Annotated in this window: 24 protein-coding genes; 17 read left to right on the plus strand and 7 right to left on the minus strand. The window is 47.9% G+C overall.

Annotation, left to right across the window (positions count from 1 at the left end; genetic code table 11):
- Positions 1–66: 66 nt before the first annotated feature.
- The 3 genes from speD to MKY66_RS07630 form a co-directional block, all read right to left on the minus strand.
- Entirely contained in the window at positions 67–882 is an 816-nt protein-coding gene (speD, locus tag MKY66_RS07620; protein ID WP_036610662.1) for an adenosylmethionine decarboxylase, read from the minus strand.
- Between the two features lie 140 nt (positions 883–1,022).
- A complete protein-coding gene (locus tag MKY66_RS07625; protein ID WP_076209405.1) occupies positions 1,023–1,601 on the minus strand; it encodes a DUF1273 domain-containing protein in 579 nt (192 codons plus the stop codon).
- Between the two features lie 71 nt (positions 1,602–1,672).
- Positions 1,673–2,821 (minus strand): RluA family pseudouridine synthase, encoded by a 1,149-nt coding sequence (locus MKY66_RS07630; protein WP_076209404.1) that lies wholly within the window; start codon positions 2,819–2,821, stop codon positions 1,673–1,675.
- A 189-nt stretch (positions 2,822–3,010) separates the two neighbouring features.
- On the opposite strand from MKY66_RS07630, the gene MKY66_RS07635 reads away from it, so the two are divergent.
- Complete coding sequence (locus MKY66_RS07635) at positions 3,011–3,418, plus strand: hypothetical protein (protein ID WP_076209403.1); 408 nt, start codon at positions 3,011–3,013, stop codon at positions 3,416–3,418.
- A 229-nt stretch (positions 3,419–3,647) separates the two neighbouring features.
- Here the strand turns inward: MKY66_RS07635 and MKY66_RS07640 are convergent, their stop codons facing one another.
- Positions 3,648–4,358, minus strand: coding sequence for a GT-D fold domain-containing glycosyltransferase (locus MKY66_RS07640; RefSeq protein ID WP_076209402.1), 711 nt, complete (start codon positions 4,356–4,358; stop codon positions 3,648–3,650).
- 307 nt (positions 4,359–4,665) lie between these two features.
- Between MKY66_RS07640 and MKY66_RS07645 the strand changes: the two genes are divergently transcribed.
- From MKY66_RS07645 to MKY66_RS07665, 5 genes are all read left to right on the plus strand, one after another.
- A complete protein-coding gene (locus tag MKY66_RS07645) occupies positions 4,666–5,355 on the plus strand; it encodes a glycosyltransferase (protein WP_076209401.1) in 690 nt (229 codons plus the stop codon).
- 18 nt (positions 5,356–5,373) lie between these two features.
- Positions 5,374–6,363 carry an SDR family NAD(P)-dependent oxidoreductase gene (locus MKY66_RS07650; protein WP_076209400.1) on the plus strand — a complete coding sequence of 330 codons (990 nt, stop codon included), beginning with the start codon at positions 5,374–5,376 and terminating at the stop codon, positions 6,361–6,363.
- Between the two features lie 75 nt (positions 6,364–6,438).
- Positions 6,439–7,842: a nucleotide sugar dehydrogenase gene (locus MKY66_RS07655; RefSeq protein WP_076209399.1), complete on the plus strand. Its 1,404-nt coding sequence runs from the start codon at positions 6,439–6,441 to the stop codon at positions 7,840–7,842.
- Positions 7,829–8,575, plus strand: a complete 747-nt coding sequence (locus tag MKY66_RS07660) for a methyltransferase domain-containing protein (protein ID WP_076209398.1) — start codon at positions 7,829–7,831, stop codon at positions 8,573–8,575. Before MKY66_RS07655 ends, MKY66_RS07660 begins: the two co-directional genes overlap by 14 nt.
- Before the next feature lie 164 nt (positions 8,576–8,739).
- Positions 8,740–9,870: a glycosyltransferase family 2 protein gene (locus MKY66_RS07665; protein ID WP_076209397.1), complete on the plus strand. Its 1,131-nt coding sequence runs from the start codon at positions 8,740–8,742 to the stop codon at positions 9,868–9,870.
- A 175-nt stretch (positions 9,871–10,045) separates the two neighbouring features.
- On the opposite strand, the gene MKY66_RS07670 is transcribed toward MKY66_RS07665, so the two are convergent.
- Complete coding sequence (locus MKY66_RS07670) at positions 10,046–10,570, minus strand: DUF5412 family protein (protein WP_076209396.1); 525 nt, start codon at positions 10,568–10,570, stop codon at positions 10,046–10,048.
- 23 nt (positions 10,571–10,593) lie between these two features.
- The gene (locus MKY66_RS07675; protein WP_076209395.1) at positions 10,594–11,487 is read right to left on the minus strand and encodes a helix-turn-helix domain-containing protein; all 894 of its coding nucleotides are present in this window, start codon (positions 11,485–11,487) and stop codon (positions 10,594–10,596) included.
- A 114-nt stretch (positions 11,488–11,601) separates the two neighbouring features.
- Here MKY66_RS07675 and MKY66_RS07680 point away from each other — a divergent pair, with 114 nt between their 5' ends.
- The 5 genes from MKY66_RS07680 (at position 11,602) to MKY66_RS07700 (ending at position 20,122) form a co-directional block, all read left to right on the plus strand.
- Positions 11,602–13,422 (plus strand): ABC transporter ATP-binding protein, encoded by a 1,821-nt coding sequence (locus MKY66_RS07680; RefSeq protein WP_076209394.1) that lies wholly within the window; start codon positions 11,602–11,604, stop codon positions 13,420–13,422.
- Positions 13,423–13,624: 202 nt separating this feature from the next.
- Positions 13,625–15,364 (plus strand): ABC transporter ATP-binding protein, encoded by a 1,740-nt coding sequence (locus MKY66_RS07685; RefSeq protein WP_256704145.1) that lies wholly within the window; start codon positions 13,625–13,627, stop codon positions 15,362–15,364.
- Positions 15,361–15,522, plus strand: coding sequence for a hypothetical protein (locus MKY66_RS07690; RefSeq protein WP_179088475.1), 162 nt, complete (start codon positions 15,361–15,363; stop codon positions 15,520–15,522). The genes MKY66_RS07685 and MKY66_RS07690 overlap by 4 nt, the downstream gene beginning before the upstream one ends.
- Before the next feature lie 313 nt (positions 15,523–15,835).
- Complete coding sequence (gene recQ / locus MKY66_RS07695; RefSeq protein WP_076209392.1) at positions 15,836–17,716, plus strand: DNA helicase RecQ; 1,881 nt, start codon at positions 15,836–15,838, stop codon at positions 17,714–17,716.
- Between the two features lie 363 nt (positions 17,717–18,079).
- Positions 18,080–20,122 (plus strand): B12-binding domain-containing radical SAM protein, encoded by a 2,043-nt coding sequence (locus MKY66_RS07700; RefSeq protein WP_076209391.1) that lies wholly within the window; start codon positions 18,080–18,082, stop codon positions 20,120–20,122.
- Positions 20,123–20,557: 435 nt separating this feature from the next.
- Here the strand turns inward: MKY66_RS07700 and MKY66_RS07705 are convergent, their stop codons facing one another.
- The gene (locus MKY66_RS07705) at positions 20,558–21,259 is read right to left on the minus strand and encodes an NAD(P)H-binding protein (protein ID WP_076209390.1); all 702 of its coding nucleotides are present in this window, start codon (positions 21,257–21,259) and stop codon (positions 20,558–20,560) included.
- Between the two features lie 178 nt (positions 21,260–21,437).
- On the opposite strand from MKY66_RS07705, the gene MKY66_RS07710 reads away from it, so the two are divergent.
- The 6 genes from MKY66_RS07710 to MKY66_RS07735 all read left to right on the plus strand — a co-directional run bounded on the left by MKY66_RS07710 (position 21,438) and on the right by MKY66_RS07735 (position 25,165).
- Positions 21,438–22,007 carry a TetR/AcrR family transcriptional regulator gene (locus tag MKY66_RS07710; protein WP_076209389.1) on the plus strand — a complete coding sequence of 190 codons (570 nt, stop codon included), beginning with the start codon at positions 21,438–21,440 and terminating at the stop codon, positions 22,005–22,007.
- Between the two features lie 325 nt (positions 22,008–22,332).
- Positions 22,333–22,872: a histidine phosphatase family protein gene (locus tag MKY66_RS07715; RefSeq protein WP_256704133.1), complete on the plus strand. Its 540-nt coding sequence runs from the start codon at positions 22,333–22,335 to the stop codon at positions 22,870–22,872.
- A gap of 75 nt (positions 22,873–22,947) precedes the next feature.
- On the plus strand, positions 22,948–23,619 hold the full coding sequence (locus MKY66_RS07720; RefSeq protein WP_256704132.1) for a dienelactone hydrolase family protein: 672 nt from the start codon (positions 22,948–22,950) through the stop codon (positions 23,617–23,619).
- Between the two features lie 86 nt (positions 23,620–23,705).
- Positions 23,706–23,942, plus strand: coding sequence for a hypothetical protein (locus tag MKY66_RS07725; protein WP_076209533.1), 237 nt, complete (start codon positions 23,706–23,708; stop codon positions 23,940–23,942).
- 105 nt (positions 23,943–24,047) lie between these two features.
- The gene (locus MKY66_RS07730; protein ID WP_076209388.1) at positions 24,048–24,965 is read left to right on the plus strand and encodes an NAD(P)-dependent alcohol dehydrogenase; all 918 of its coding nucleotides are present in this window, start codon (positions 24,048–24,050) and stop codon (positions 24,963–24,965) included.
- 26 nt (positions 24,966–24,991) lie between these two features.
- Positions 24,992–25,165 carry a DUF3024 domain-containing protein gene (locus MKY66_RS07735; protein ID WP_256704144.1) on the plus strand — a complete coding sequence of 58 codons (174 nt, stop codon included), beginning with the start codon at positions 24,992–24,994 and terminating at the stop codon, positions 25,163–25,165.
- Positions 25,166–25,214 lie beyond the last annotated feature (49 nt).

Raw genomic sequence — 25,214 nt, forward strand, 5'->3', positions numbered from 1 at the left:
AGAACCCTGCCTTCATGAAATCTTGTCTTAGCCCTTGCCCTTATGGATCAGCGTTGAACAACCTCTTTAAGAGGGACGATTAATATTTTTGCCGTAATAGATCTCGTCCATCTCCAGCTTCAGCCACTCCGTAATCTCCTGTTGTTCCTTTTTGCTGAGCTTATCCTTGGTGTACCCAAACAGATAATTGTCGAGATCAAATTCCCTCAGTTTACATTTGGTGTGAAAAATATTCTCCTGATAGACGTTCACGTCAATCATGTCAAAGCTGCTCTTGATCTCGTCCGGAATATAATTCTGAATCGAGCCGATCTCATGGTCAATGAACAGCTTGCGTCCGCTCGTATCCCGCGTAAAACCACGCACCCGGTAATCCATCGTCATAATGTCCGTATCAAATGAGTGGATCAGATAATTCAGCGCCTTAAGCGGTGAGATCTCACCACAGGTGGAGACATCAATGTCCGCACGGAAGGTACTAATACCTTCACTAGGATGAAATTCAGGGTAGGTGTGCACAGTGATATGGCTTTTATCCAGCTGCATGACAACGTTATCGGGCAGAGGGCCGGGAGATTCATCGAGTGATTCTTCAGGGATCTCCACAATCGGACCTTCCGAGACAAGCATCGTCACACTCGCACCTTGAGGCACGTAATCCTGCTGGGCAACATTAAGAACGTGGGCTCCGATGATGTCAGAGACGTTGTTCAGAATTTTACTCAGCCGGGCGGCGTTATACTGTTCATCAATATATTCAATGTAAGCTTCGCGTTCGTCTTTGGTTTTGGTATAACAGATATCGTACATATTAAAGCTTAGCGACTTGGTCAGGTTGTTAAATCCATGCAGTTGAATGCGCTGCTCTGGCGTAATTGTCATGGTTGCAGTTCCCCTTATCCCATACGACATATCATCGCAGTTATAATACTACTTATACCCAACCTGCCTCGAAAAAAAACATATGTACGTCATTCGAAATGTTATGCACCTCCTGACGAACTATACTGATACACAATGAATCAGAATGAAGAATCATCAAAGTCTATAACATCGTTCATGCGCTCATCCTCAGCTACAGATTGAATATCCTCTGAAGTGACACTGATGATTGTATAGTCCTCGTTCTGCTGTTTCTTCACGGCTTTTTCCTTCACAAAACGGGGACTGCCTTCCCCGGCATCTTCGTCATAGACGAGCAGAAGACCGTCGCTTTTACGCAGCAACAGGTCATCCCGTGCAGTGAACTGCCACGGCCCGATATAAGGTTGATTGCTAATCGCACCGTAATAGTCCACACCCGAGAGGATGGAACGGTAATACTCCTGCTTGTCTTCTTTCCATTGCTCCTCCGGGTTCTGAAAGGCAGTGATGATCGACAGTTTCAGATGTGGATACGTCTTCTTCAGATCAATCACCACTTCGCAGGCCCACAGATCCACACCGTATTGTCCCGGCGTCAGCACCCATTCCAGACCATCCTCGACAAGGGGAGTGAGTCGGGAAAAGATGGCTTTTTTGATAAAAGGAATACCTTCATGTTTCTGTCCAAAAATCTGCAATTCATGTGCCCGGTAACCGGTGATTAACAGGTTTTTCAGTGTCCGTTCCTCCTTTCAGGCATGATCAATCGATTAGTGAATTTTCTATATTGCACACATTATAGGTGCAGTTATTTCGCAGGTGGAGTTTCTGCACGGAACGGATACAGGAATGGCTTTGGAATATCCGTTTCGAATGACATCAACTCATCCGTTGTCGGATGAATAAACGAGAGTATACGTGCATGAAGTCCGAGACGGCCAAGGTCTCTTGTACGTGCGCCGTATTTTCTGTCACCGGCAATCGGATGACCGAGATCTTCCATATGCACACGAATTTGATTTTTACGCCCTGTCTCCAGACGCACTTCCAGCAGGGAGAACTCACGGTTCGATTTCAGACGTTTGTAATGTGTAATGGCGTGTTGTCCATCATTCGGACGAGAGCTGGAGTACATTTTCAGCGTTTTGGTTTCCTTCAGCCAGGAAGAGATGGTGCCTTCTTCTTTGGCTACCGAACCTTCAACAAGGGCAACGTAGACGCGGTCCTGCACATTTTCTTTCCAGTTGTTTTGCAGCTTCTGCTGCACCTCTTCACTTTTGGCAAACATCATCACACCTGATGTATCCCGATCCAGACGATGGACAACAAAGATCCGGTTGAGCGGATTGGTGCGGCGTACATGCTCTGTCAGTTGGCGATAAGCCGTGAGGTCATCCGTCTTGTCTGCGGCAATGGACAACAGTCCGGCTTCCTTGCGGATCACAATGATATCATCGTCTTCATGTAAAATGTTAATACCCGTTAAGGACGGAGCAGCGACTGCACCTTCTTTTCGAATGTAGACAATCTGACCTGGCGTCAGCGCTTCATTAAACTTGGTTACGACCTTCTGATCCACGGACACCTGTCCACGACCCAGAATGGACTTCACCGCGTTCCGTCCTGATTTTAAATGCTGCAACAGGAAGTTCAGCAGTTCGTCCGGCTCGGTCACTTTGTACTGGCGTGGTGGTTCCTGCTTGCGATAATAGGCATTGCCCGGGCGTTTGGCTGCACTGCCGTTTTTGGATTTGTTACCTCCTGCTTTCTTCGGTGCGGATAATGATTTGGCAGCTAGTGGTTTCTTATTCTCCTCCGTATTGCGTGATGCGGAAGCTCCTGATGATTTTGCAGATGAGAAGGTAGACTTGCCGGAACGTGCTGTAGATGAACCTGCATAAGATTTCCCCTTGGCCGAGGCCGGTGTTTTGCCTGTTGGACGTTTGCGTTTATTCATGAATAGTAATCTCCTTCTGAACAGCCTGTACCGCTTTGTGCATACGATCCGTTCATTTTCGTTATGCAGTTCAATATACCATTAACAGTCGACAAATAAAAATAGGTTCACGCAATCTGTTATACATCCAATCATAAGAGTAATGAGATTCATAGGATAGGGTATCCCATAGCATTGGAGGTGTTACTCATGGGCGTGTTTCTCGATATGAGAACTTCGATGAACTCGGGAACGGTAGGACAGCCCGGTTTGTCTCTGTCGGAATCCCCGTCAGCATTCGGCACCATTGGTCTTCAGACCCTGGGTGTCGTGAATCCGATTATTACGTTGAACGGGACAGTAGGTGTTACGGGAGAACTGGGAGATACCTTTGTTGTAGAGCTTGTGCGGGGTTTTTTATATGATCCTTTCTATGTCATCTACCGTGCTGAAGGTACAATCGGACAGAACGGAGGTGCCGAATTCCATTCGTTCACAGCTCAGCATCTGTCTGCACCACCAGCACTGGAAAGTGTGTATACTTCGTTCATCTCGGGGGTGTCCACAGTAGTAAGAACCGGGCCGGAGATGTTATTCGGTATTGCAGCCATCGGCTAATAGTGAAGGGCGTAATATGATAGGCAGAGTGCTTCGTCATCACTTCTGTTGAGGGCAGAGTTCGCCTCATACCCCAGACAACCCAGACGTACAAAGTAATGTATCGACCCGTTTCGACTAGCGCTCAGCATTAAACCCCCGGACTCAAAGAGCCGGGGGTTTTTGTCTTACAAGCATAGGTATGTTTTCGATGCAACTCACTGATTCGAGGATGAAGGTGCCCTGAAAATCAGTTGGCACGGCCTTTCAGAATGATGTTGTTGGCTTTACCAAAGTCGATGGCGACTTTACCGGCGAGTGCGGCTGTTCGCTCAGCAAGAATAACCGCATTGACACCGCAGGAGAAGAGAGCGACATCAAAAGTATTTTGATTCGTCTGAATCCACTCAAGCGTGTTCTGCATTTGATCATAGCTGTCGAAGGGCAGTGCAGTCACAATGTTGAGTTGATATGGCTCACGTTCGAGCGTGGCACGCAGTGCCTCGATCTCACGGGTAACGAGAAGCACACGCTTGCCTGCAAGCATCTGCCAGAAACGCGGGTTCTGCGCCAGCTCCCGATTGACACAGGCATGACAAGTCATTGGAGGAGAGATGCCAAAGTGTGCAAACACCATATCGGTCAGGGGTCTTTTGAGATAATCCGGAGCGTTAATCGTACTGTCACCGCGGGGAAGAACGCCGACGATATCCGCCCGCTGCAAGGAAGCGGCGACTTCATCGCGTAGCTGCAGGTTGGGAAGGCGTAGTCCTTTTTGCCCTAAATTGGCCTTAATGGCCCAACGCTCCTGAAGAACCTGTTCCGTAGTCCACACCGTTTCCTGGGACATGACGATATTCTCGCCATCGCCGACTCGAACAAGAGAGAGAGGGCGCTGTTCAAGCAGCGCCGCTTCAAGCTGATCCAGCACACCATCCATTTCAAGATAGATCGAATTCATTCGAGTGGTTGCCTCCTTTGAAAATTCAATTGCTCTATTCTATGTTGCGGCTGCAGTAATGATATGTACGTTCGACCCGCAGGGCACCATCTTCAGCTGTATATCAATCTATTTCGTTGAAATCAGTGCATTCGTCCGTACCGCTTCTATCAGCGATTCATATGTTATAGAGTGCTGGATTGGCAAGCGAGATGTTTCTCGTAAGCAATCAGTCAGATAGAAGATTTTCATAGAAGACGGCATCAAAACGTTGAAAAAGGTCTGTAACCGGTAAACGGAATTTGCAGCGTTCATGAGGAGGAGTGTTATGTCCAGGAAAGTGGTTATTGAGATTAACTTCAACAATTATGGGCTCGACCCTCAGCGGTTGACGAGAGAATGGCTGGAGCGGCGGATGAGCATTTTTCGCACATTTACTTTGCACTGCCTTAAAGCTCAGACGAATCAGGATTTCCTCACGGTGGTGAAGTTATCCAAGGAGTCGGGAGAAGTGATGCAGGAGATTCTCGCGGAACAGGAGTCGCTGCCTGCCAACATTCGTTTTGGAACCCATATTGAGAGTGTACGGGCGATTTTGGCATTTGCTGAAGGGGCGGAGCACATCTATATTGCCCGTCTGGATTCGGATGACCTCTATCACCGGACCTTTGTACAGCAGCTATATGACGTGCAGCCACAGCCGCAGACGATGGCTCTGATTAACCAGAACGGCTATCTCTGGGATAGCGTGAACAACGAGATGGCACCTGCGTTTCATCGTTCTCCGCAATTCTATGTCTACCTGTACAAGACGGCGGAGTACGCATCCGGGTATCGGGTGAAGCTGCCGGGCCGAGGTACGCATGGCAATGTCATTGATCTGCCGCATGAGCTGCTGGCTCCGCGCAATTACGTGAATATCGTGCATTCGAGCAATACGTCAGTCAAAAAAGTACCGCCCAAAGACCGGTTAAGCCGGGATGAGATGGCAAAGGTATTACGCGAATTCATGATCTGATCAGGGAGGGGTATATGCATGATTAAAGGACAAACGATTCTGGTTACCGGGGGCACAGGCTCCTGGGGTCAAAAGCTGACCGAGGTGCTGCTAGAACAGGACCCGGCTGAGATTCGCCTCCTGTCACGTAATGAATATGCCCAGATTGCGATGCAGCGTGAGTTCAACCATGACCCGCGTCTGCGATTCATCATTGGGGATATCCGGGATTATCGTGCAGTGGAAGATGCGTGCAGAGGCGTGGATGTGCTCTTTCATCTGGCTGCGCTGAAGCATGTTCCGGTCTGCGAGGACCAGCCGGATGAAGCGTTCAAGACGAATGTAATCGGGACGCAGAATATTATTCGTGCTGCCATTCGCATGCAGGTTCCGAAAGTCATTGATGTGTCCACCGATAAGGCGGTAGATCCGATTAACGTATACGGCATGACGAAGGCCTTGGGTGAGAAAATGATGATCCGTGCCAACTGGCTAAGTGAAGGTACGCGGTTTGTCTGCATCCGCGGGGGCAATGTGCTTGGAACCAGTGGCAGTGTTGTGCCCTTGTTCCGGCGTCAGATCGATGAAGGCAAAAGCCCGACCATTACGGACAAAGGCATGACCCGTTTTTTCCTGACGCGTACCGAAGCTATACATTTACTGCTTAAGGCGGCTGAGGGGGCCGTAGGCGGAGAGACTTTTGTGATGAAAATGAAAGCTTGCAAGATGACGGAACTTGCATCCGTCATGTTGGAACAGGCAGGTCGTCCATCCTTCGATTATAAGGTGACGGGCATACGTCCAGGCGAGAAATTACATGAAGTGTTAATCTCGCCCTTTGAAGCACCGCGTACGTACCAATACGATGCGCAGTATTATGTCATCCTGCCGGAGCACAAGGACAAGAGCCTGACGGATCAGTACAGCAGTCTGCCACGTGTGAACTTCTCCGAGTATCGCTCGGACAGTGCCATGATGAACAAACCAGCGATTGCCCGGTTTTTGCGTGCAGGTGGCTATATCGATTAGGGTGTGTCTCAAAACTCGCTCGGAGTTTACAGACACGCCCACCGAGGGGAGGCGGAGCGTTTGGAGGTGGTAGGAATGGAAGAAAATCATCAGCACAACCAGCACGAAGGTAATGAAGAGTTACAGCAACGTAACCTCATACAACATATTAATGACCGCTCCCTAAAAGCTGTTGTCATTGGTCTAGGCTATGTTGGTTTACCCATGGCTGTAGAGATAGCACAGGCCGGTTATCAAGTCCACGGGATTGACATCGATACTTCCAAGGTAGCCAAGCTGAACGCCGGGAATTCGTATGTCATAGGTATAGAAGATGATGTTGTGCAGTCGCTTATGCAGGCTGGGTTATTCACGGCAAGCACCGATTATGCAGCGGTGGCACAGGCCAATGTCATTGTAATCTGTGTGCCCACTCCGCTGACTGCCGAGCATCAACCGGATATCTCGTATATCTCGGCCGCGGTGGATGGCATGACTCCGTATTTGCAGGAAGGCAGCCTGGTTATATTGGAAAGCACGACCTATCCGGGCACAACGGAGGAACGCGTGAAACAACCGATTGAAGTGGCAAACGGCTGGCGAGCTGGAGAACAGTTCTACGTCTGTTATTCTCCAGAGCGGGTAGATCCGGGCAGTGTGCATTATGGTGTGAAAAATACCCCGAAGATTATTGGTGGCTCCACACCCGCTTGTCTGAATTATGGTAAACAGTTCTACGGTTCGTTCCTCAACGAAGTTGTTCCCGTTAGTTCAACAACGGTAGCGGAGACAGCAAAGCTGTTCGAAAATACATTTCGCAGTGTCAATATTGCACTCGTGAATGAGCTGACCCCGGCCTGTGAACAGATGGGGGTAAACATCTGGGAAGTGCTGAATGCGGCGGCAACGAAGCCGTTTGGTTATATGCCATTCTATCCAGGCCCCGGCATCGGCGGGCATTGTATTCCAATCGATCCGATCTATCTGTCCTGGGCTGCAAACCGTCAGGGATCGGAGCTGCAATTCATTCAGCTGGCGGATGCAACCAATCGGCAAATGCCAGAGAGAGTGGTGAAGCGTGCCTCGGAGCTGCTGGAGCAGAATGGTGTAACTGTGCGAGGAGCACGTATTGTACTGGCGGGTATGGCTTATAAAAAAGACATTGACGACTTGCGCGAATCGCCAGCATTGGACGTTTTTCGGCTGCTGAGCGCAGCGGGTGCAGATGTGGTTTTCACCGATCCAATGGTGCCTGTCTTCCTTAAGGATGATGGTACAGTGCTGCACTCTTGTCCAGCGGTTCCAGAATTATGGACAGGAGCTGATCTGGTGATCATCACCACGGATCATTCGGCATTCGATTATCAGGAGATGGCAGATCATGCAAAGCTGATTTTTGATACACGTAATGCAACGGCCGGATGCCACGGGGGAAATATTGTGGTGATGGGTCAGCCGATTCACCGAGTGAAAACGGGAGAAACCTATGGCGAATCATGATCGAGTGAGTGAACGCTATTACGGCGAGATCAATTCGGAGGATTCTCATGAAGCGACAAGAACGCGTATCCACTGGATGTGTCGTGAGGCGACAGGCAAACGCATCCTGGATGTCGGGTGCAGTCAGGGCATTACGTCCATTCTGCTGGCACGTGAAGGATTTCGTGTCACTGGCATTGATTTGGAAGAAGAAAGTGTAAGATATGCGCAAGCTGAGCTTGCCAAAGAGTCTAGGCCAGTTAGGAACAATGTGGATTTTCGAATGCTGGATATTACGCAATGGAAAGTAAGGACTACCTTTGATACTGTGCTGCTTGGAGAAGTGCTGGAGCATTTTGCTCATCCGGAGACGTTGTTGATCCAGATTTATCGGCTGCTGCAAGAGGATGGGACGCTGGTTGTGACCGTGCCGTATGGGTATCACCCGTTTTATGACCACAAGCAGACCTTCTATGCGGGAAGTCTGGCGATGACCCTGATGCCGTATTTTGAAGTCTTGAAACTCGAAGTTCATCATAAATATCTATGTTGTGTGGCCCGCAAACGGCGGAGTACACAACTGCATATGTCGCCGACTTTGGATCAACTGATGGAGTGGATGGCGCTGGATCATGTCCATTTTGCCGAGGTGGAGCATCAGCACCTCCGCGTAATGAAGCAGCGCAAGAAGGCACTGGACAGTGCGGTGGAGCAGGTGAAACGACTTCGCCGTCAGGAGTGTGGGGAAGTGTAACATCGGATACGAGTGTAACAGGATAGGATATAAGAAGTCATGTGCCTGAGAGATTAAAATTACTGCAGGTACACCGGAACTATGTACTTGAGTTAATTAGAAAATAGGGGAACTTGCATGATAGACATATTGCAATACGCGTACGACAGGAAGGGGCTCAAAACGTGATCACCATCAGTCTGTGCATGATTGTGAAGAACGAGGAACGCACGCTGGCACGCTGTCTGGACTCGGTTGCCGGCATCGCGGACGAGATCGTCATTGTGGATACCGGTTCATCGGATCGCACGATGGACATCGCTGCGCAGTATACCGACCAGGTCTACACGTATGAATGGAAGGAAGACTTTGCCGCAGCTCGGAATGAGTCATTCGCCAAGGCCACGCAGGAGTATATCCTGTGGCTGGATGCGGATGATGTGCTGCTGCCCGCGGAACGGGCGAAGCTGGAGGTGTTGAAGCAGCAGCTTCCGTCCGGGGGGAAGACGGAAGCTGTGATCTTGAACTACACGCTGGCCGAGGGAGCGGAGGGGAGTCCACTTGTGACGGACCGACGCCTTCGCCTGGTCAAGCGGGATGCCGGGTGCCGCTGGCATGGCCGGCTGCACGAGCAGCTCAGCTTCCCGCAGGGCGAGGTCATTACGGCAGACATTGCCGTTACGCATCGCCGCGAAGCGGGACATCATTCGGCGCGAAACGTGCGCATTCTGCGCAAATGGATCGCCGAAGAGGGCGTAGCCCAAGGTCGCCTGCTGTTTTATTATGCAGGCGAATGTTATGACCGCCAGCGTTATGTGGCGGCGGCACGCGGATACACAAAGCTGCTGGAACAGCCAAGCGGTTACCGCGAGGATCGCCTGATTGCCTGCGCGCGGCTGGCGGAATGTTATGAACGACTGGGTGAGCCGGGGCGTAAGCTCGGTGCATTGCTGCAGTCGTTCCAGTATGATCTGCCACATGCCGATTTCTGCTGTGCCATTGCGGCCTGTTTTCATGAGCGGCAGGAACCCGTCTCGGCGATCTACTGGTATATGCAGGCGGTAGACGTGAGTAGCCGCGATCCGGGTCTGCGCCCGGTACCAGAGGCCTGCCGCACTTGGCTACCACATGCCCGTTTATCCCTTTGTTATGCTCATCTGGGCAACTGGGAGCAGGCATTGATGCATAACACCAAAGCCCGTGAGTACTCGCCCAACGATCCCGGGTTGCTTGCCAATCGGCAGAAGCTCGAAGTGGTGGTACGCAAGGAGATGAAGGAGCGGGAAGAACGTGGTGAAGTGTCACCTCGTAAGTAAGTAAATAAACGATAAAATGCAGAACAAGAGCAGCCCCGCTTGACCGGAAGAATCGGTGAGTGGGGCTTTTTACGCTTCTCGTGCAGCGTGCAACTTCTGACATGCGGTGCAGTGAGGATTACTCATCAAGATGAGCCGTCGAGTGTTCAGAGCCGTCATATTAGCTGTTAAGTCTTTACTTTTCGGGTGCCATGCATCGCAAAGACTGATCTTTCATCCGTAAGCTCTTACACGCCCAGCCCCATCCATCATATATTTCGTCATCGATGTTGAGGGTAATGGTCTCATCTGTATATTCATTCCAGTTTTCAATCCGGAGTGTGTTTTCACTTTCCCATTCGAGATGGTTATTTCCGTGGTGCTTGGCACGATAGATCGTTTTTACCGTGGCGTCCTCAGGGGCATTTGTCTTCTTTACATCGACCCAGATTGTAACGCCGCCTGCCGCACCACCGTAAGGTACACCGTAAATTTCGGCAGTATAGTCACCATTCCGTGAAGGCATCGAATAGCTCAATTCCCCCTGTTCGGAACGGTCAAATGTGGAGAAGTATGGACGGAGCCAGAAATACAGGAATACGGCAGTAAATAGGATAAGAATCAGTAACGTAAATGTGGTGAAAAACGGGTGTCTACGTATCCAAGGTTTGCTAGAATTTGTATTGGATGAACTTGAATTAGCTTGAGTATTTGAGTCCATAAGGTTGAACCTCCATATGCAGCTTACAGTGAAATTTGCTTTGCAGGAATATAAATGTCCAACTCTCCGTAGTGGTCCTGAGCCAGACTGCCATCAATTCTTTCAAAATAGTAGGGATCACTCTTCTCGTACCCCGAATGGCTCTGCCAATATTCATCGATAAATGTCCAGACACTGTCCAGATGATCAATATTGATGAGACTTGGATGGAAATCACAGACAAATTTGAATACGGCATACTGGTTGGCCGGGACCTCAATTCCGTCCAGTTCTTCAGGGATATGATCCAGACTGGTTACTTCTACAGACGGCTGATATGTACTGTAATCCTCGTTAATTTCATTGGTAAATCCGATATATACGTTGGGTTGCAACACGTTAGGAATCGAATGAAAGTGTTTTTCGAAAAAGTCGTTGCCTGCTGAATTGGCTTCATAGTGCTCTTCATTGTCTGCATACCAAATGTGGGATCGTTGCCCAATGAGTTTCATGGCCGGTTTTCGTACATACGTTGGTTTGAAAATATATCCATATGGAAGCGTTGTGATCATGGATGAAGTCATGCGGGCTGTGAATTCAAGGTTTCCAGCTCCCTGTTTGCGATACTGCAGGGGTGTAATGCCGAAGGCTTGTTTGAAAGCACGTATGTAGGATTGTTCATGTTCAAAAGCGTAATGTCCGCTGATATCGATAATTTTCCAATTCAGGTTCACCAATTGCTCCAGGCTGCGTGCCAATTTGCGTGAACGAATGTATTCTCCAGGCAGTTGTCCGCTGACATGTTTGAACATGCGATGCAGGTGGAATTTGGATATATGAGTCACAGATGCCAGATGATCCAGCGTTAATTTGTCTTGAATATGGTCTTCTATGTAGTCGAATAGCTTATCCAGAGTGTCTAGCAGATCGTGTTGCATATCAATCTCCCTACTTCTAATAGTACTTACAGCAATAAATGTTCATTTTTTCCTTATCACCGATGATATCATAACCAAGTACATAATTTAATGACAAGATTGGAGAAAGCATCCATGTTTGCTGACAAAAAAAATTATACAACGTTAGGCATGTTAATTCGATTATGGACACTAACGGGCAAGTACCGTATGTTCATCATTCTGTTACTTTTCGCCGCATGTATGGTCTCCCTGATTGAGGTCGGTTATTTGGAATCGATCCGAAGACTGGTCAAAGGCGCGACTGAAGCACAGTTTTCGTTACTCTACTCAGGGTTGATCATAGGCGTTAGCATTGTAGTATTACGATTGATTGTAACCGCATTCATGACGAGGGTCGAGACGTTATTCCAGCAAAAGACATTATTGTCTGTACAGTCTCTACTGCTCTCATCCTTTAGCAACACAGAGACACGTGATCTGGCACATTATCATACAGGTGACCTAACCTCTAGGATCTGGACTTCAGCCAAGGAAGCACAGAAAGGGATCAATCAACATGGCATTGAACTCGCGAAAAATATCATTCAGCTGATTCTTGCCTTTGCTTACTTCAGCTGGGTGAACTTGCCGCTGTCGTTGGCTATCATTGCATTCACATTGATCTATCCTCTTGTAACGGTAGGACTTGGTAAACGTCTACAAAGACGGCATGATCAGTTGAATGCCAGCGCAGCGTCAAGAGATGAGATACTGACTGAAATCATCCAAGCCCCAGTTGAGATCCGAAGTTACGGACTCGCGGGTTATGTACACTATCATTTCAAAGATCGAATGGATCAAGTGTTCAGACATACGATGTCCGTATCTGTGTTACAACGACTTTCGGAAGCAGCCGGACGGGTCTCGACGTATGGTGGCATGATTCTGATTCTCTATCTAGGCGGCATGCAGGTCCTGAATGGACATATGGATGTAGGAGGATTGGCAGCTTTTCTGGTAGCAAGCAGTCAGTTAACTCGTCCGATTGAATCGTTATCTGGGTTGTGGAATGATTTTATTGGTTCGGCTTCTCATGCGTCCAGAATCTTTGAGGTGCTGGATTTGGAGAGAAAGAACACGGTTGCTAATACCGGTACAAATACATATGTACGGTCCGATACGCATTTAGGCCAGCTTGAAAAGCAATCTAAACCGGCTGGCATCAACGTGCAGCATGTGTCTTATAGGTATGCGGAGCAAGAAGAAGTGTTAACGGATATTACTTTTGAAGCCAAGAAAGGAAAGCTTACTGTAATCACAGGGCCAAGTGGATGCGGGAAAACCACGTTATTGAAATTAATAGCCGGATTAGATAGACCTGTTACTGGTTCGATCCAGGTCATGGATCAGAAGAGTTCACTGAAGGATATGCACGAAGGTCAGACTGGGCATGTCAATCAGGTGTATGTTCCGCAACAAGCCTTTATTTTCACAGGTACAGTGGAAGAGAATATTGTTTTTGGTCAGGAGGGGGTATCTGCCGATCAAGTAGAGGTCGCGGCCCACATGACACATGCACATGACGCGATTATGCGTCAATCGCTTGGCTATGGGACAGAGCTTCAGCCACAGGGCGGGACGATGTCGGGTGGTGAGCTTCAGCGTATTAGTTTAGCGAGAGCGATGCTGAGGAACCCGGATATACTATTGTTGGATGAACCGACGTCATCTCAAGACCCGTGGCATGAGCAAAGATTGAATGATCTCTTTGCCCGAATCACTACTGACAAAGGCACAACGGTTATTGCAGTTACTCATCGATTATCGCTGATAGAACGGGCAGATCAGGTCATCTATATTCAGAAGGGACGCGTCGAAGATACGGGGACTCATCGTGAATTGCTGGATCGGCCAAACGGATATCGAAGTTATATTGCGGAGCAGGATACGGAAGTGGAGGAACAGCATGAGTAACAAGATCGAAGATGCAGCATATGCCGATGACGTTGAAATGAAAAGCAGTCATGAGAAAAGCGGAGCATATGAGATAAATGAAAATAATGAAAATGAAAAGTCTGAAATAGAAGCTCATCATCAGATGAACGAAAGTGATGTTCCAGATGACCCAAAACAAGCTGTATCATTGGCGACCGTATGGCCCGTCATTTTTCGCTGGATGAAGCCTTATGGATTAGCTGTAGCGATCTTGCTCATTTTTATCGCCGCAGATGCGGTCTTTGATTGGGGACTTGCCTTTGTACAGGGATTCTTCGTGGATGCTATTCATGATGGGGGACAGGAGCAGCTTAATGCTACAGCGATCATCTTTATCGCCATTCTGGCAGGGTTTATCGTATTACTCGCGATGCATCGTTATGTGCTGGTATGGCTCAAGGAATCGATACAACGGGATATGTCCATGGATCTGTTGAAACTGTTAAACCGGATGCCCTATTCCTGGGTGCGCAGACAGAAGTCCGGGGATGTGATGCTTCGCATCAAGGAAGACACCAAGCATGGTGCAGAAGTTGTGGAGGCTATTGCAGAGGGTGTTACGGTTGTATTCATCATTGCTCTATCGCTGGGTTACTTGTACAGAGCAGATGCATGGGTTGCGGTTATTGCCTTGGTAAGTGCAGGGGCAATCTGGTTTACGGCGAGGTTGTATGATCAGCGAATTGTACATCTGTCCGATGAGGTCGAATCCAGGGAAGGCGAATCCCAAGAACAGATCCAACAGTATGTTGAAGGGATACCGGTGATTCAGATGTATAATGCTTCACCGTGGTTTCTCGCTCGTTTTCGGACACAACAGCAATCACTGAATCGTGTTCAGGCTAAGTTGCAGATGACCCTGAGTATGTCGGATAACGTGGCGATGGCGGTGTTTGGTCTGGCTCAATTGGCAGCGTTGTTCCTTATTGCTTTGTCAGCGGCTAGGGGAACTCTGTCACCGGGCATGGTTGTTGCAAGTAGTCTGCTGTTTGAACTGGTGGTGTGGCCAGTACTCGGCTTGTCCAGCCAGTGGAGTCAGATGCAAGCCAGCGTGGGTGCATTTGGACGTATCTCTGCATGGTTGAAATTGGCGGAGAACAAGAAGACATACACATCCAATACTAAGCACGAGGAGCTAGCACAGGGAAGTTGTAACCAAGATCAAGGGAATACACATAAAGAGAACGAAATTGCTATGCTACGTCTTCAACAGGTTACGGTAACCGATGAAGACAGTGGTCGCAAGATTTTGGATCAGATTACGCTTAATCTGGTTCCTGGTGAACTGGTTGCTGTAGTTGGCGCCAGTGGTGCTGGCAAATCTACACTGTGCCAAGTGTGTGCAGGGCTGATCGAGCCAACAAACGGAAGCGTTTTGCTGGGTGATAAACATGTTGCAGAGTATATAGAAATGGATAACCAATCCAGACTGACGTATATGCCGCAGACACCAACTTTTTTCACAGGAACGATTGAAGATAATATTCGTCTGAGTTCAGACGCTACATTGGACAGAGTGAAGTTTGCGGCAGAGCGGGCAGGTTTGCATGAATATATTGAGGCACAGGAAGGACAATACGCAGCAATGTTGCAAGAGAAAGGGGCCAATTTATCTGGAGGCCAACAGCAGCGACTGTCGCTTGCCAGGCTCTTTATGAGGTCATCTGATCTGTATATTCTGGACGAACCAACTTCATCATTGGATATTCAGACAGAACAGAACGTGATGAATCACTTGCTGAACTTTATGAAAGGCAGAATAGGGTTACTCGTCACACATCGCATGGAGGTTGCTCGTCAGTGCTCCCGCATCCTTGTGATGGAACATGGCCGAATTGCCGAGGATGGAACGCATGAACAACTGATGCAGAGGAAAGGATTGTATTATCGTATGAATGCAAAAGCAGGTGATACAACATGAATGAATCTGGGGTTAAAAAAGTAATGGATACGCTGGAGTTCTTGAGTCAGGATCGGGAAGCACGTCGTTTGTATGAAGAGCGCCAGAAATATTTACATGACGAAGCTTCTATGATTGAGTGGCTAACTGAGCCTGAGATACAGTCATTGAAAGGCTAGGAGCGTATACAATACAAACTAGTTGTTAATTAAGCTCTTATTGTATGTTGAAATGAATGCAATCGTTTTGTCCAACTAGGGCAGGACGGTTGTTTTTATTTTAATGAAGAAGCTTCAAACGTTTTACAGTAAAACACGGTTGCTCATTCGGGGCTGGGCCGTTAAACTAAAGGGAGCGGCGTTTGCTTGACGGACAAGTCATGAGAACGCCATTTTGTTGTCAAGGATGCGGTATATGAGCCGCTTTCGGATGTCAGAATCGGATCGGACCAAGCTGGTGGAAGAACACCGGTGATAAGTAAGGAGTCTTTACATGAGTGTGCAAACACCTACTATTGAAGAAGCGCAGGGTCTCCTGCAAAAATATTATGGCTACCCCGACTTCCGTGAGGGACAGAAAAAGATTGTAGCCAGCCTGCTCGAACGTGAAGATACGCTCGGCATTATGCCAACCGGGGGCGGTAAGTCGATCTGTTATCAGATCCCCGCCCTGTTATATTCGGGACTGACACTTGTTGTCTCCCCGTTGATCTCATTGATGAAGGACCAGGTCGATGCGTTGACGACCGCCGGAATTGCTGCCGCGTATATTAATAGTACACTTAGCGGCAAAGAAGTGAATGATCGCATCCGCGCGGCGCAGCGCGGTGAGTTGAAGTTGCTCTATGTCGCGCCTGAGCGACTGGAGCTGGATTGGTTCCGCGAGGAGATGGGCTATTTGCCGATCTCTTGCGTTGCCGTGGATGAGGCCCATTGTGTGTCGCAGTGGGGGCATGATTTTCGGACAAGCTACCTGGCGGTAGCGCCGTTTGTGGACAGTTTGCCGGAGCGGCCGGTGGTTGCGGCCTTCACGGCTACAGCGACGCCCGAGGTCATGGGCGATATCCTGCGGCTGTTGCGTTTGCAGGACCCGCAGACGTATGTGACCGGACTGGGGCGGGATAATCTGGCGTTTAGCGTGCTGCGCGGTGAGAGCAAGAAGGACTTTGTCCTGAATTATGCGCGCGAGCATGCCAGCGAGCCGGGCATTGTGTACGCCGCGACCCGTAAGGACGTGGACGACCTGCATCAGCGTTTGTTGCAGGCGGGATTGCCCGCAGGACGTTATCATGCCGGGATGACGGACGATGAACGGTCCCAGAGCCAGGAAGCTTTTTTGTATGATGATATCCGAGTGATGGTGGCGACCAATGCGTTTGGGATGGGGATTGATAAATCGAACGTGCGATACGTGATTCATAACAGCATGCCGAAGAACATGGAGGCATACGTACAGGAAGCCGGGCGTGCGGGACGGGACGGTGAGCCAAGTCAGTGCATTTTGCTGTTTGGAGCACAGGACATTATCACCCAGAAGTTCCTGATTGAGCAGAATCCGATGGAGGGCGACCGCAAACAGAACGATTACCGGAAGCTGCAGCAGATGGTGGATTACTGTTACACGACCCGCTGTCTGCGCAGTGCACAGCTGGATTATTTCGGTGAGGTGCATGACGATACACCTTGCGGTACTTGCAGTTCCTGTACGGACGACCGCGAGTTGGTAGACATGACGATTGATGCACAGAAAATATTCAGTTGCATTCACCGCATGCGTGAACGGTATGGTGTATCGCTGGTCGCTTCGGTACTCAAAGGCTCCCGTGCCAAAAAAGTGCTTGATTACGGCTTCAACTCTCTGCCAACCTACGGTGTGATGGGCAATCGGACAGAGCGCGAAATATCGGAGATTATCAACGTGATGGTATCGGAAGGATATCTGATGCTGTCTGAGGGACAGTATCCGGTTGTGCGTTTGCAGCCCCTGGCGGTGGAAGTACTTAAAGGCCAGCGTGAAGTGATGCAGCGTGTGGTCCGAAAGACAGCGGCAACAGCTTCGGGTACGAACTACGGCGGACGTCGCGGACGCGATGCGATGCCATCTGCGGTTAATGAGACGGTATTTGAACAACTTCGTCTGATCCGTCGTGATCTGGCGGCGAAAGAGCATGTACCATCGTACATTATCTTCAATGACGCGACCCTGCGTGAGATGAGTGTGTTATGTCCACAGACAGAACGTGACATGCTGGATATCAAAGGGGTCGGTGAGGTGAAGTACCGCAAGTATGGACTGCCGTTCCTGGAGTTTTTCCAGAAGCAATCGGGCGAAGAAGTGGATACGGATGACGATGCGTTTTACGAGTATGAGTAGTATGCGAAGGTATAGTTGAGTTTGAAGTTAATTGTGGTGTCTCTGTCGTGTGGACAAAACAAAGTAGATTGTCTTTCAAAGGGTGGACATTGGCGTTAGAAATGGTCGATAGTATCGTATACAGCATGTAGTTTTATTTAGCGAAATTCATACTGTATGTTGTGGTTTGAGTTTGGCGAGGTGTATATGTCCTTTTGAAAAGAGTGTCCACTCTTTGAAAGACAAAAGTTGGATATGTCCATGAGACATGGAATGGCTAGTTCAAAAGAGGTTTAGATGAACAGCATCCGGGGCAGGATGGCTGTGATGCTTTCCTTTTACCAAAAAAATATGGTCTGGGTGTCCAGGCAAAGGTTGTGAACCATGAAGGTTATTCTTTCTACATTAAATGCAAAGTACATCCATACCTCCTTGGCCTTGCGGTGTCTGAAGGCGTACAGTGAGAAGGATTTTGATATTGACCTGGCGGAGTATACGATTAAGGATCCGGTGATGAATATTGTGTCTGATCTGTACCAGCGCGGGGCGGACGTGATTGGGTTCTCGTGTTACATCTGGAACATTGAAGAGACGATCAAGGTCATTGATAATCTGAAAAAGGTTATGCCGAACGTGAAAATTCTGCTGGGCGGACCGGAAGTGTCCTACGACACGGAATATTGGATGAAGCGGATTCCTAATGTCGATTTCATCGTGATGGGTGAAGGGGAAGAGACGCTGCATCAGCTTTTGACGGAGCTGGAAGGAAGCAAGAAGTTTCACTTTGTCTATGGACTGGCTTACCGTAAAGGGGAAGAGGTCATTCTCATGCCAGGGCGGCCAAAGGCGGATCTGAACGATCTGCCGTCACCGCATCGATTTGAAGAGGATATCCCGGATCTCGGGAAACGGGTTGTTTATTTTGAGACCAGTCGGGGCTGTCCGTTCAGTTGTCAGTTCTGTCTGTCCAGTATTGAGGTCGGCGTGCGGTATTACGATATTGAGCGGACGAAGTCGGATATTCTGTACCTGATCGAGAAGGGCGCGAAGCTGATCAAGTTTGTAGACCGGACGTTTAATATCAAACGGGATTATGCGCTCGAAATGTTCAAATTCCTGATTGAGAATCATCAGGGGACGGTATTCCAGTTTGAAATTACGGCGGATATTATGCGTCCTGAAGTACTGGACTATCTGGCAGAGAATGCGCCACCAGGCACATTCCGGTTCGAGATCGGGGTTCAGTCTACGAACGATCCGACAAATGAACTGGTGAAACGTCGCCAGAACTTTACCAAGCTGAGCCGGACCGTGAACAAGGTGAAAGCTAGCGGTAAAATCGATCAGCATCTGGATCTCATCGCCGGACTGCCGGAAGAAGATTACAATACGTTCCGCAAAACGTTTAACGATGTATTTGCACTGGGGCCAGAAGAGCTTCAGCTCGGATTCCTTAAAATGCTGCGTGGTACGGGTCTGCGTCTGGATGCGGAAAAGTACAACTACACATACATGGATCACGCGCCATATGAGATCCTGGGCAGTGACGTGTTGCCGTTCAGCGACATTGTGCGCTTGAAGCGGCTGGAGGATGTGCTGGAGAAATACTGGAACGCACACCGGATGGACCATACGCTGAAGTATCTGATGGAGCAGGAGTTCAATTCACCGTTCGATTTCTTCCAAGCATTCGGGGATTACTGGGAGGGTCAGGGGTGGCAGAAGATTGGTCACCAACTGGAGGATCTGTTCACTCGTCTGCACAGCTTCCTGGAGTCGCGGAACACGCCGCATATGGATATCGTGCTCGGCCTGATGAAGCTGGATTATTTCCTCGGTCACAAATACAAACCACGCAAAATCTGGTGGGAAGATCCGCTCCAGAAAGACCAGTGGGCGGGTTATATGAAAACGTTGGCTGAACGTCCGGAAGACGTTCGACTGCCACGTGTTGCCGGTGCCGCAGGCACGGCATGGCTGGAAAGCAGCGGCACGGGTCCGAGTGCCGCTGTGGGAAGTTCGGCTGCTGCCGAGGAAGACTCTGCCGCAGATGCGGCGAGTGTGATCGGCAGCGAAGCCGGGGGTGCAGCGTCGCTCACTTCGGGCGACGCAACAGGGTCCGCCGCGGATGGAGCGGCGGACATGGTGGACGGCAACGCTTCGCGTGCGTTGCCGATGACCTCGGCCATGACCGCACAGACGGTCATGGGTGCCCGTGCTTTCGCCGACCTTGGTCTCGGCGAAAAGGAACTGCAGAAGCACACCGTATTGGATGTGCTTCCGTTCCGGCTTGAGCGTGTGCTAGCTGGCGCCAGCCCGCTTGCCGCGAAGGGCCGGACGCTGCTGGTCGTTGTGTACCAGCAGCATGAAGGGCAGCAGGCGCAGTATTACACGCTGCCGCTGGGAGAAGAAGCCGCTGCCATGTAGGTGCAGCGACTTTGGGGTTAGCTGCATGGCCCGTTGGCGGCATGCAACGGGAGAAGCGCCACGGCTTAACGGTCGTGGCGCTTTTTGTACGCATCACGGCTATGCGCTCGTGATGCTATAACGGTGAGCACCGCGGTTATGGACGCGGTGCCATCCCATGAGGTGCTGCCCATTGGGCGCAGCACCTCACCCTTACGCGGCTTGCCATTGCACAAGCCGCGCCAAGCTCAACCTTTTACAACAGCATAGTTCACAAAGCATCGGAAGATCATTGGATTCCCCTATGGGATGAGTATGATCTTTCTTTTTTCTTTTCACAATCCATAACATCGCATATCCAATTTCAGTAAAAAGAGAGTACCGCATAAGTTATCATATACGTAGTTGAAATATCTGGCAGGATGTGTGGTATGTACCATGTCATCGCTATCAATGTTACCTTCCTACATTAACAATCTTATTTTTCCACTCGGGCTCACTGGTCGCCGCCCGCACCAGGCAGTCGGCACAGTCTGCAAAGGGCAATGCCCCTAGCGGTTTGATGCGAGCCAGTGGTCCTGCTGTATAATTCAACGTACCCTCCGCATATTGAAGCACGGATGCACGTACAATGACCCAATCCAGTCCACTTTGGATGAGTGCTTGCTCTGCCATACCTTTATCCTGAATCGCCTTCCAAAAGATGCTGCGCATCAAACGCACCGCCAACCTGTTGATAAGAGAAAGCTCTTTCCCATCGCTCAAATTAATACCGCTCTGCATAACAATGCGCTTCACACCTGTACGCTGACATGCTGATATGATATTCGGGATTCCTTCGGACATGACCCTGCCGGGTGAGAAATTAGCCCCGATTGTGTGCATTCCAGCTCTGATATTTCCCAAGCTCTTCGCTGCAGACTCTGGCGACAAATTACTAGGAGGACCTATGCAGCTGATCACAACGTCTGCCCCCGCAATGGCGTTGACCATGCTATATTCGTCTAGTACATCTCCTTTTCTTACGGTGAGTCCCTCGGCAGGCGATACCGCTTCCGGTCGACGAGCGACCGCGATGACCTCCTGTCCTAAAACAAGCGCACGCTCTATTACTTTCCTTCCAGTTCCTCCTGTAGCCCCAACAACTGCAATTTTCATGTTTATTAACTCCATTCCTATTTCTACATAAATACACAGTAGTGTATTATTTATCATCTATGTATAATGGTATACTGAAATTAAAACATTACCATTCTTAAAAAGTAGAATTTCGTGCATTAGTTCACAGGTTCAATGAAATTGTGTATGAACGATGAAGAAAACTGGGGGGGTTCAAGTGTTAAAGGTGGATCGAAGGGTACGTAAATCCCAGGAAGCCATCAAAATGGCAGTTATTGAACTGATGAATGAAAAGGATTTTGATCAAATCACAATACAAGACATCTCTGACAGAGCGGATGTTAGCCGCAGAACGATCTATCTTCATTACACGGACAAATTCAATCTTCTCGATAAACTAATCGGAGAACATATTACGAACCTGCGGGAGATCTGTGAAGCTACAGAAGATGATGACAGTTATCGAGATATGGTAGAAATGTGGTTCGAGTATTTCGAAAATCACTCTTTGTTTTTCTCCGCACTGCTGGCGAGTAAGGGAAGTTCTTTTTTTCGCAATCAGTTTCTGGTCTTTTTCATTGAAGAACTGGGGAAAGGGAACAGTATGTCCGAAGAGGGAAACATTGCAGCAAAAACGGAAGGGATAAATGTGGAGGTTCAGTTTCTGGGGGCGGCAATTGTTGGCGTAGTAGAATGGTGGTTTAAAAAAGAAAAGCCACTTCCTCGATACGTGATGGCCGAGCGTATAGGTGCATTGCTTGAAAGGAATCTTGATGTGGATAGTTGAAAGAAGCTGCATGACCGATTGGCATCATGCAGCGGAGAGGAGGGCCGCGACGACGAGATCGTGGCCCTTATTGGCGTGCATCACAGTTTAGCCAACGTGATGCTGTGAATTTCGGGCATCTCAAGGTAGCCGTCGAGGGTCTGTCGGACAGTCACCTAGTTATATGTGTGACTTCAATGTGACTTATAAATATGACAGCGCCAAGAATGAATTCGATAACTTTATCATTTGGCGTAAGGGATTTTACTGCATTTCTACTATACACATATCTGAAATTTATTGTAAGTTTAATTGTATAAGTCAGAAAGAGTTCAAGGAGGATCCTATGAAGACCATTGTGTATATGGTTAGGCATGCGGAGTCACCGTATACGGAAGGAACGGAAAGGACAAGAGGACTTACTTTGGAGGGCAAGATGAATGCAGAACGAATAACGGAAATATTAACGAATGAAGGAATACATGCCATTGTCTCAAGTCCTTATGCCAGGGCTATTCTGACCTTAGAGGGTGTGGCAGCAGCGTTAGAATTAGATATTCAGATCATGGAGGATCTGCGGGAAAGGCATTTTTCAGATGATATGATTGCGGATGAAGAGTTCGAGCCTGCTTCGAAGAGGATGTTTGATGACCCTGATTATGCATTGCCAGGAGGAGAGTCGAACACGGTTTGCCAGAATAGGGCAGTGGGCGTTTTGAAACAGATTTTAGAAGAATACAAGGGTAAAAAAGTGGCGATCGGCATCCGCCCTCGGTCTGGCACGAAGTTAGAAGAGGATTCGGAAAGGCATGCCAACAGCAAGGAAGCGGAATCAGCCGTCGTGAATACAAGAAGGTTATTTAACTCAAGCCACCTGTCAGTTTAATGTACCAGCAAATGAAAGTGATTTAGTGGAATTTCAAAGGAAGTTAAGATAAGATCTATCCAAGCTGATAAGGTCATGAATACAGGAACGTTATCGGAAACCTGTGCAAAGTATATGATGAAAGATGGAATACCTATGAATAAAGATAATTCCAAACAAACTTTAATGATTATACTTCACGAGATTTATGGAATAAACGATCATATTAAGTACTTTAGTGACATGTTAATCAAGAAAGGTTTTGATGTCGTAATTCCAAATCTCATTGGTCGGGAGCCATTTACATATGATGAAGAGGATAGGGCATATCAACATTTTTATAACAAAATTGGATTAACCCAAGCATTATCTAAAGTAGTAGATGTAGTAAATCTTAAAAGAGATAAGTATGAATATATTTTCATTATAGGTTTTAGCGTAGGTGCAACAATTGCATGGATGAGTAGCGAGCATGGAGTCGATGGAATTATTGGATTTTATGGATCGAGAATAAGAAATTATTTAGAGATAGAACCAAGTTGTCCAACCTTATTAATTTTCGCAAGACATGAGGAATCAGTGAATGTATTAGACTTAGAAGCAAAATTACGGAATAAAAAGCATACGAATATAAAAGTTATAGAAGCTGAACATGGATTTATGAACCCATATTATAGTGCATACAATAACCATGAGTGTGTGGAATGTATAGAGAAATGCAAGGAGTTTATTATGCAAATCGTCGAAGAAGACACAGTCATCCGATGACAATGTATTCACGCTGCGGGATATCAGAACAATTAGTTCTAATTTACGCTGTTTACTCTTTACTTATTGAGAAAGGAAGTGATCGTATTAGTAATATTGACAAGCGAAATAGACTTAGTGAAGAAGTGTTCACTTATAAAACTGCTAAAGACAATAAAGTATTCATTTACTGGAAGGGAAAGCAAGTTACTATACTCTCTGGTAAGGCGAGTGATAAATTTTTAAAAGCAATAGAAGGAAAGGATCATAAGGGTACCCAATTAGTAATGGCCAAAATTACTGGAAATTTTAAACGCGGCAATGAGAAAGATAATAAATCATGAGTATTAAACAGCATGTTCACGAGAGGCTCAACAGTATGGACTGCAGATGTATTAACAACGATCATGGAACCGGGCAGTGAAACACTAAGAAATAGGAGGGTTCATATGAAAGCTGTGATTTGCACCAATTACGGACCGCCAGAAGTGCTACAGATGAAAGAGATGGAAAAGCCTAAACCGAAAGACCATGAGGTTTTAATTAAAGTTTTTGCAGCTACTGCACATATTGGTGATACCCGTATTCGAAGAGCTGATCCATTCTTGGTGAGACTTGTATTTGGCATGCTCAAGCCCAGGAAAAATTTAATACTTGGCCTGGAAATATCCGGTGTGATCGAGTCGGTAGGGAAAGACGTACAATCCTTTAAGGAAGGAGACAAGGTCTTTGGGCTTACAGGGTTTTGTGGGGGTTATGCCGAATACATTTGTTTACCTGAAAAAGTGAAAAACGGAACCGGTGAAAAAAAAGGAATGGTTGCAATAAAGCCCAACCATTTATCCTACGAAGAAGCTGCGGTCGTTCCATCGGGAGCACTTACAGCTTTGAAAAATTTGCAAAAAGCAAAGATCAAGCCAGGTCAGAAAATATTGATCAATGGAGCATCCGGTAGCCTTGGGACGTATGCAATTCAACTTGCGAAATACTATGAGGCAGAAGTCACAGCGGTGTGCAGTAAAAGTAATTTTGGATTGGTAGAATCTATAGGAGCGGATAAAGTAATCGATTATACCGAAGAAGACTTTACGCAATCAGAAACGAAATACGATATCGTTTATGATGCCGTAATAAAAGCCAAACCCTCACAATGCCAAAAAATCCTAACACCCAATGGTGTTTTTCTAAACAACAGTCGCCTTCCGAAAATGGAAGAAGCCGATTTACTCTTTCTCAAAGAGTTGATCGAGGAAAACAAACTAAAACCGATCATCGATCGAACCTATGCTTTGGATGAAATTGTGGAGGCCCACCGATATGTGGATACCGGGCGTAAGAGAGGCAATGTGGCAATAACGATCAGATAGAATGCTTCCGCTGGGAGAAGAAGCCGCTGCCTTGTAGGTGCAGCGGCCGATTAGGGCAGGACAGTAAGGGCAGATGGCATTTCATCGATGATATCGAACCGAACGAAGATTTTGAAACAAAGCTAAAGATCGTTGACGAAGGTCATAAAGGAATGTTCTGGGGTGAACCGAATTACAGAAGAATGACGAGTAAGAAATAAACGGAATGATGGAGAGATTCATTGATACATTATAGACAGAATGCCGATA

This window comes from Paenibacillus sp. FSL R5-0766 (genome assembly GCF_037971845.1).
GTDB lineage: Bacteria > Bacillota > Bacilli > Paenibacillales > Paenibacillaceae > Paenibacillus.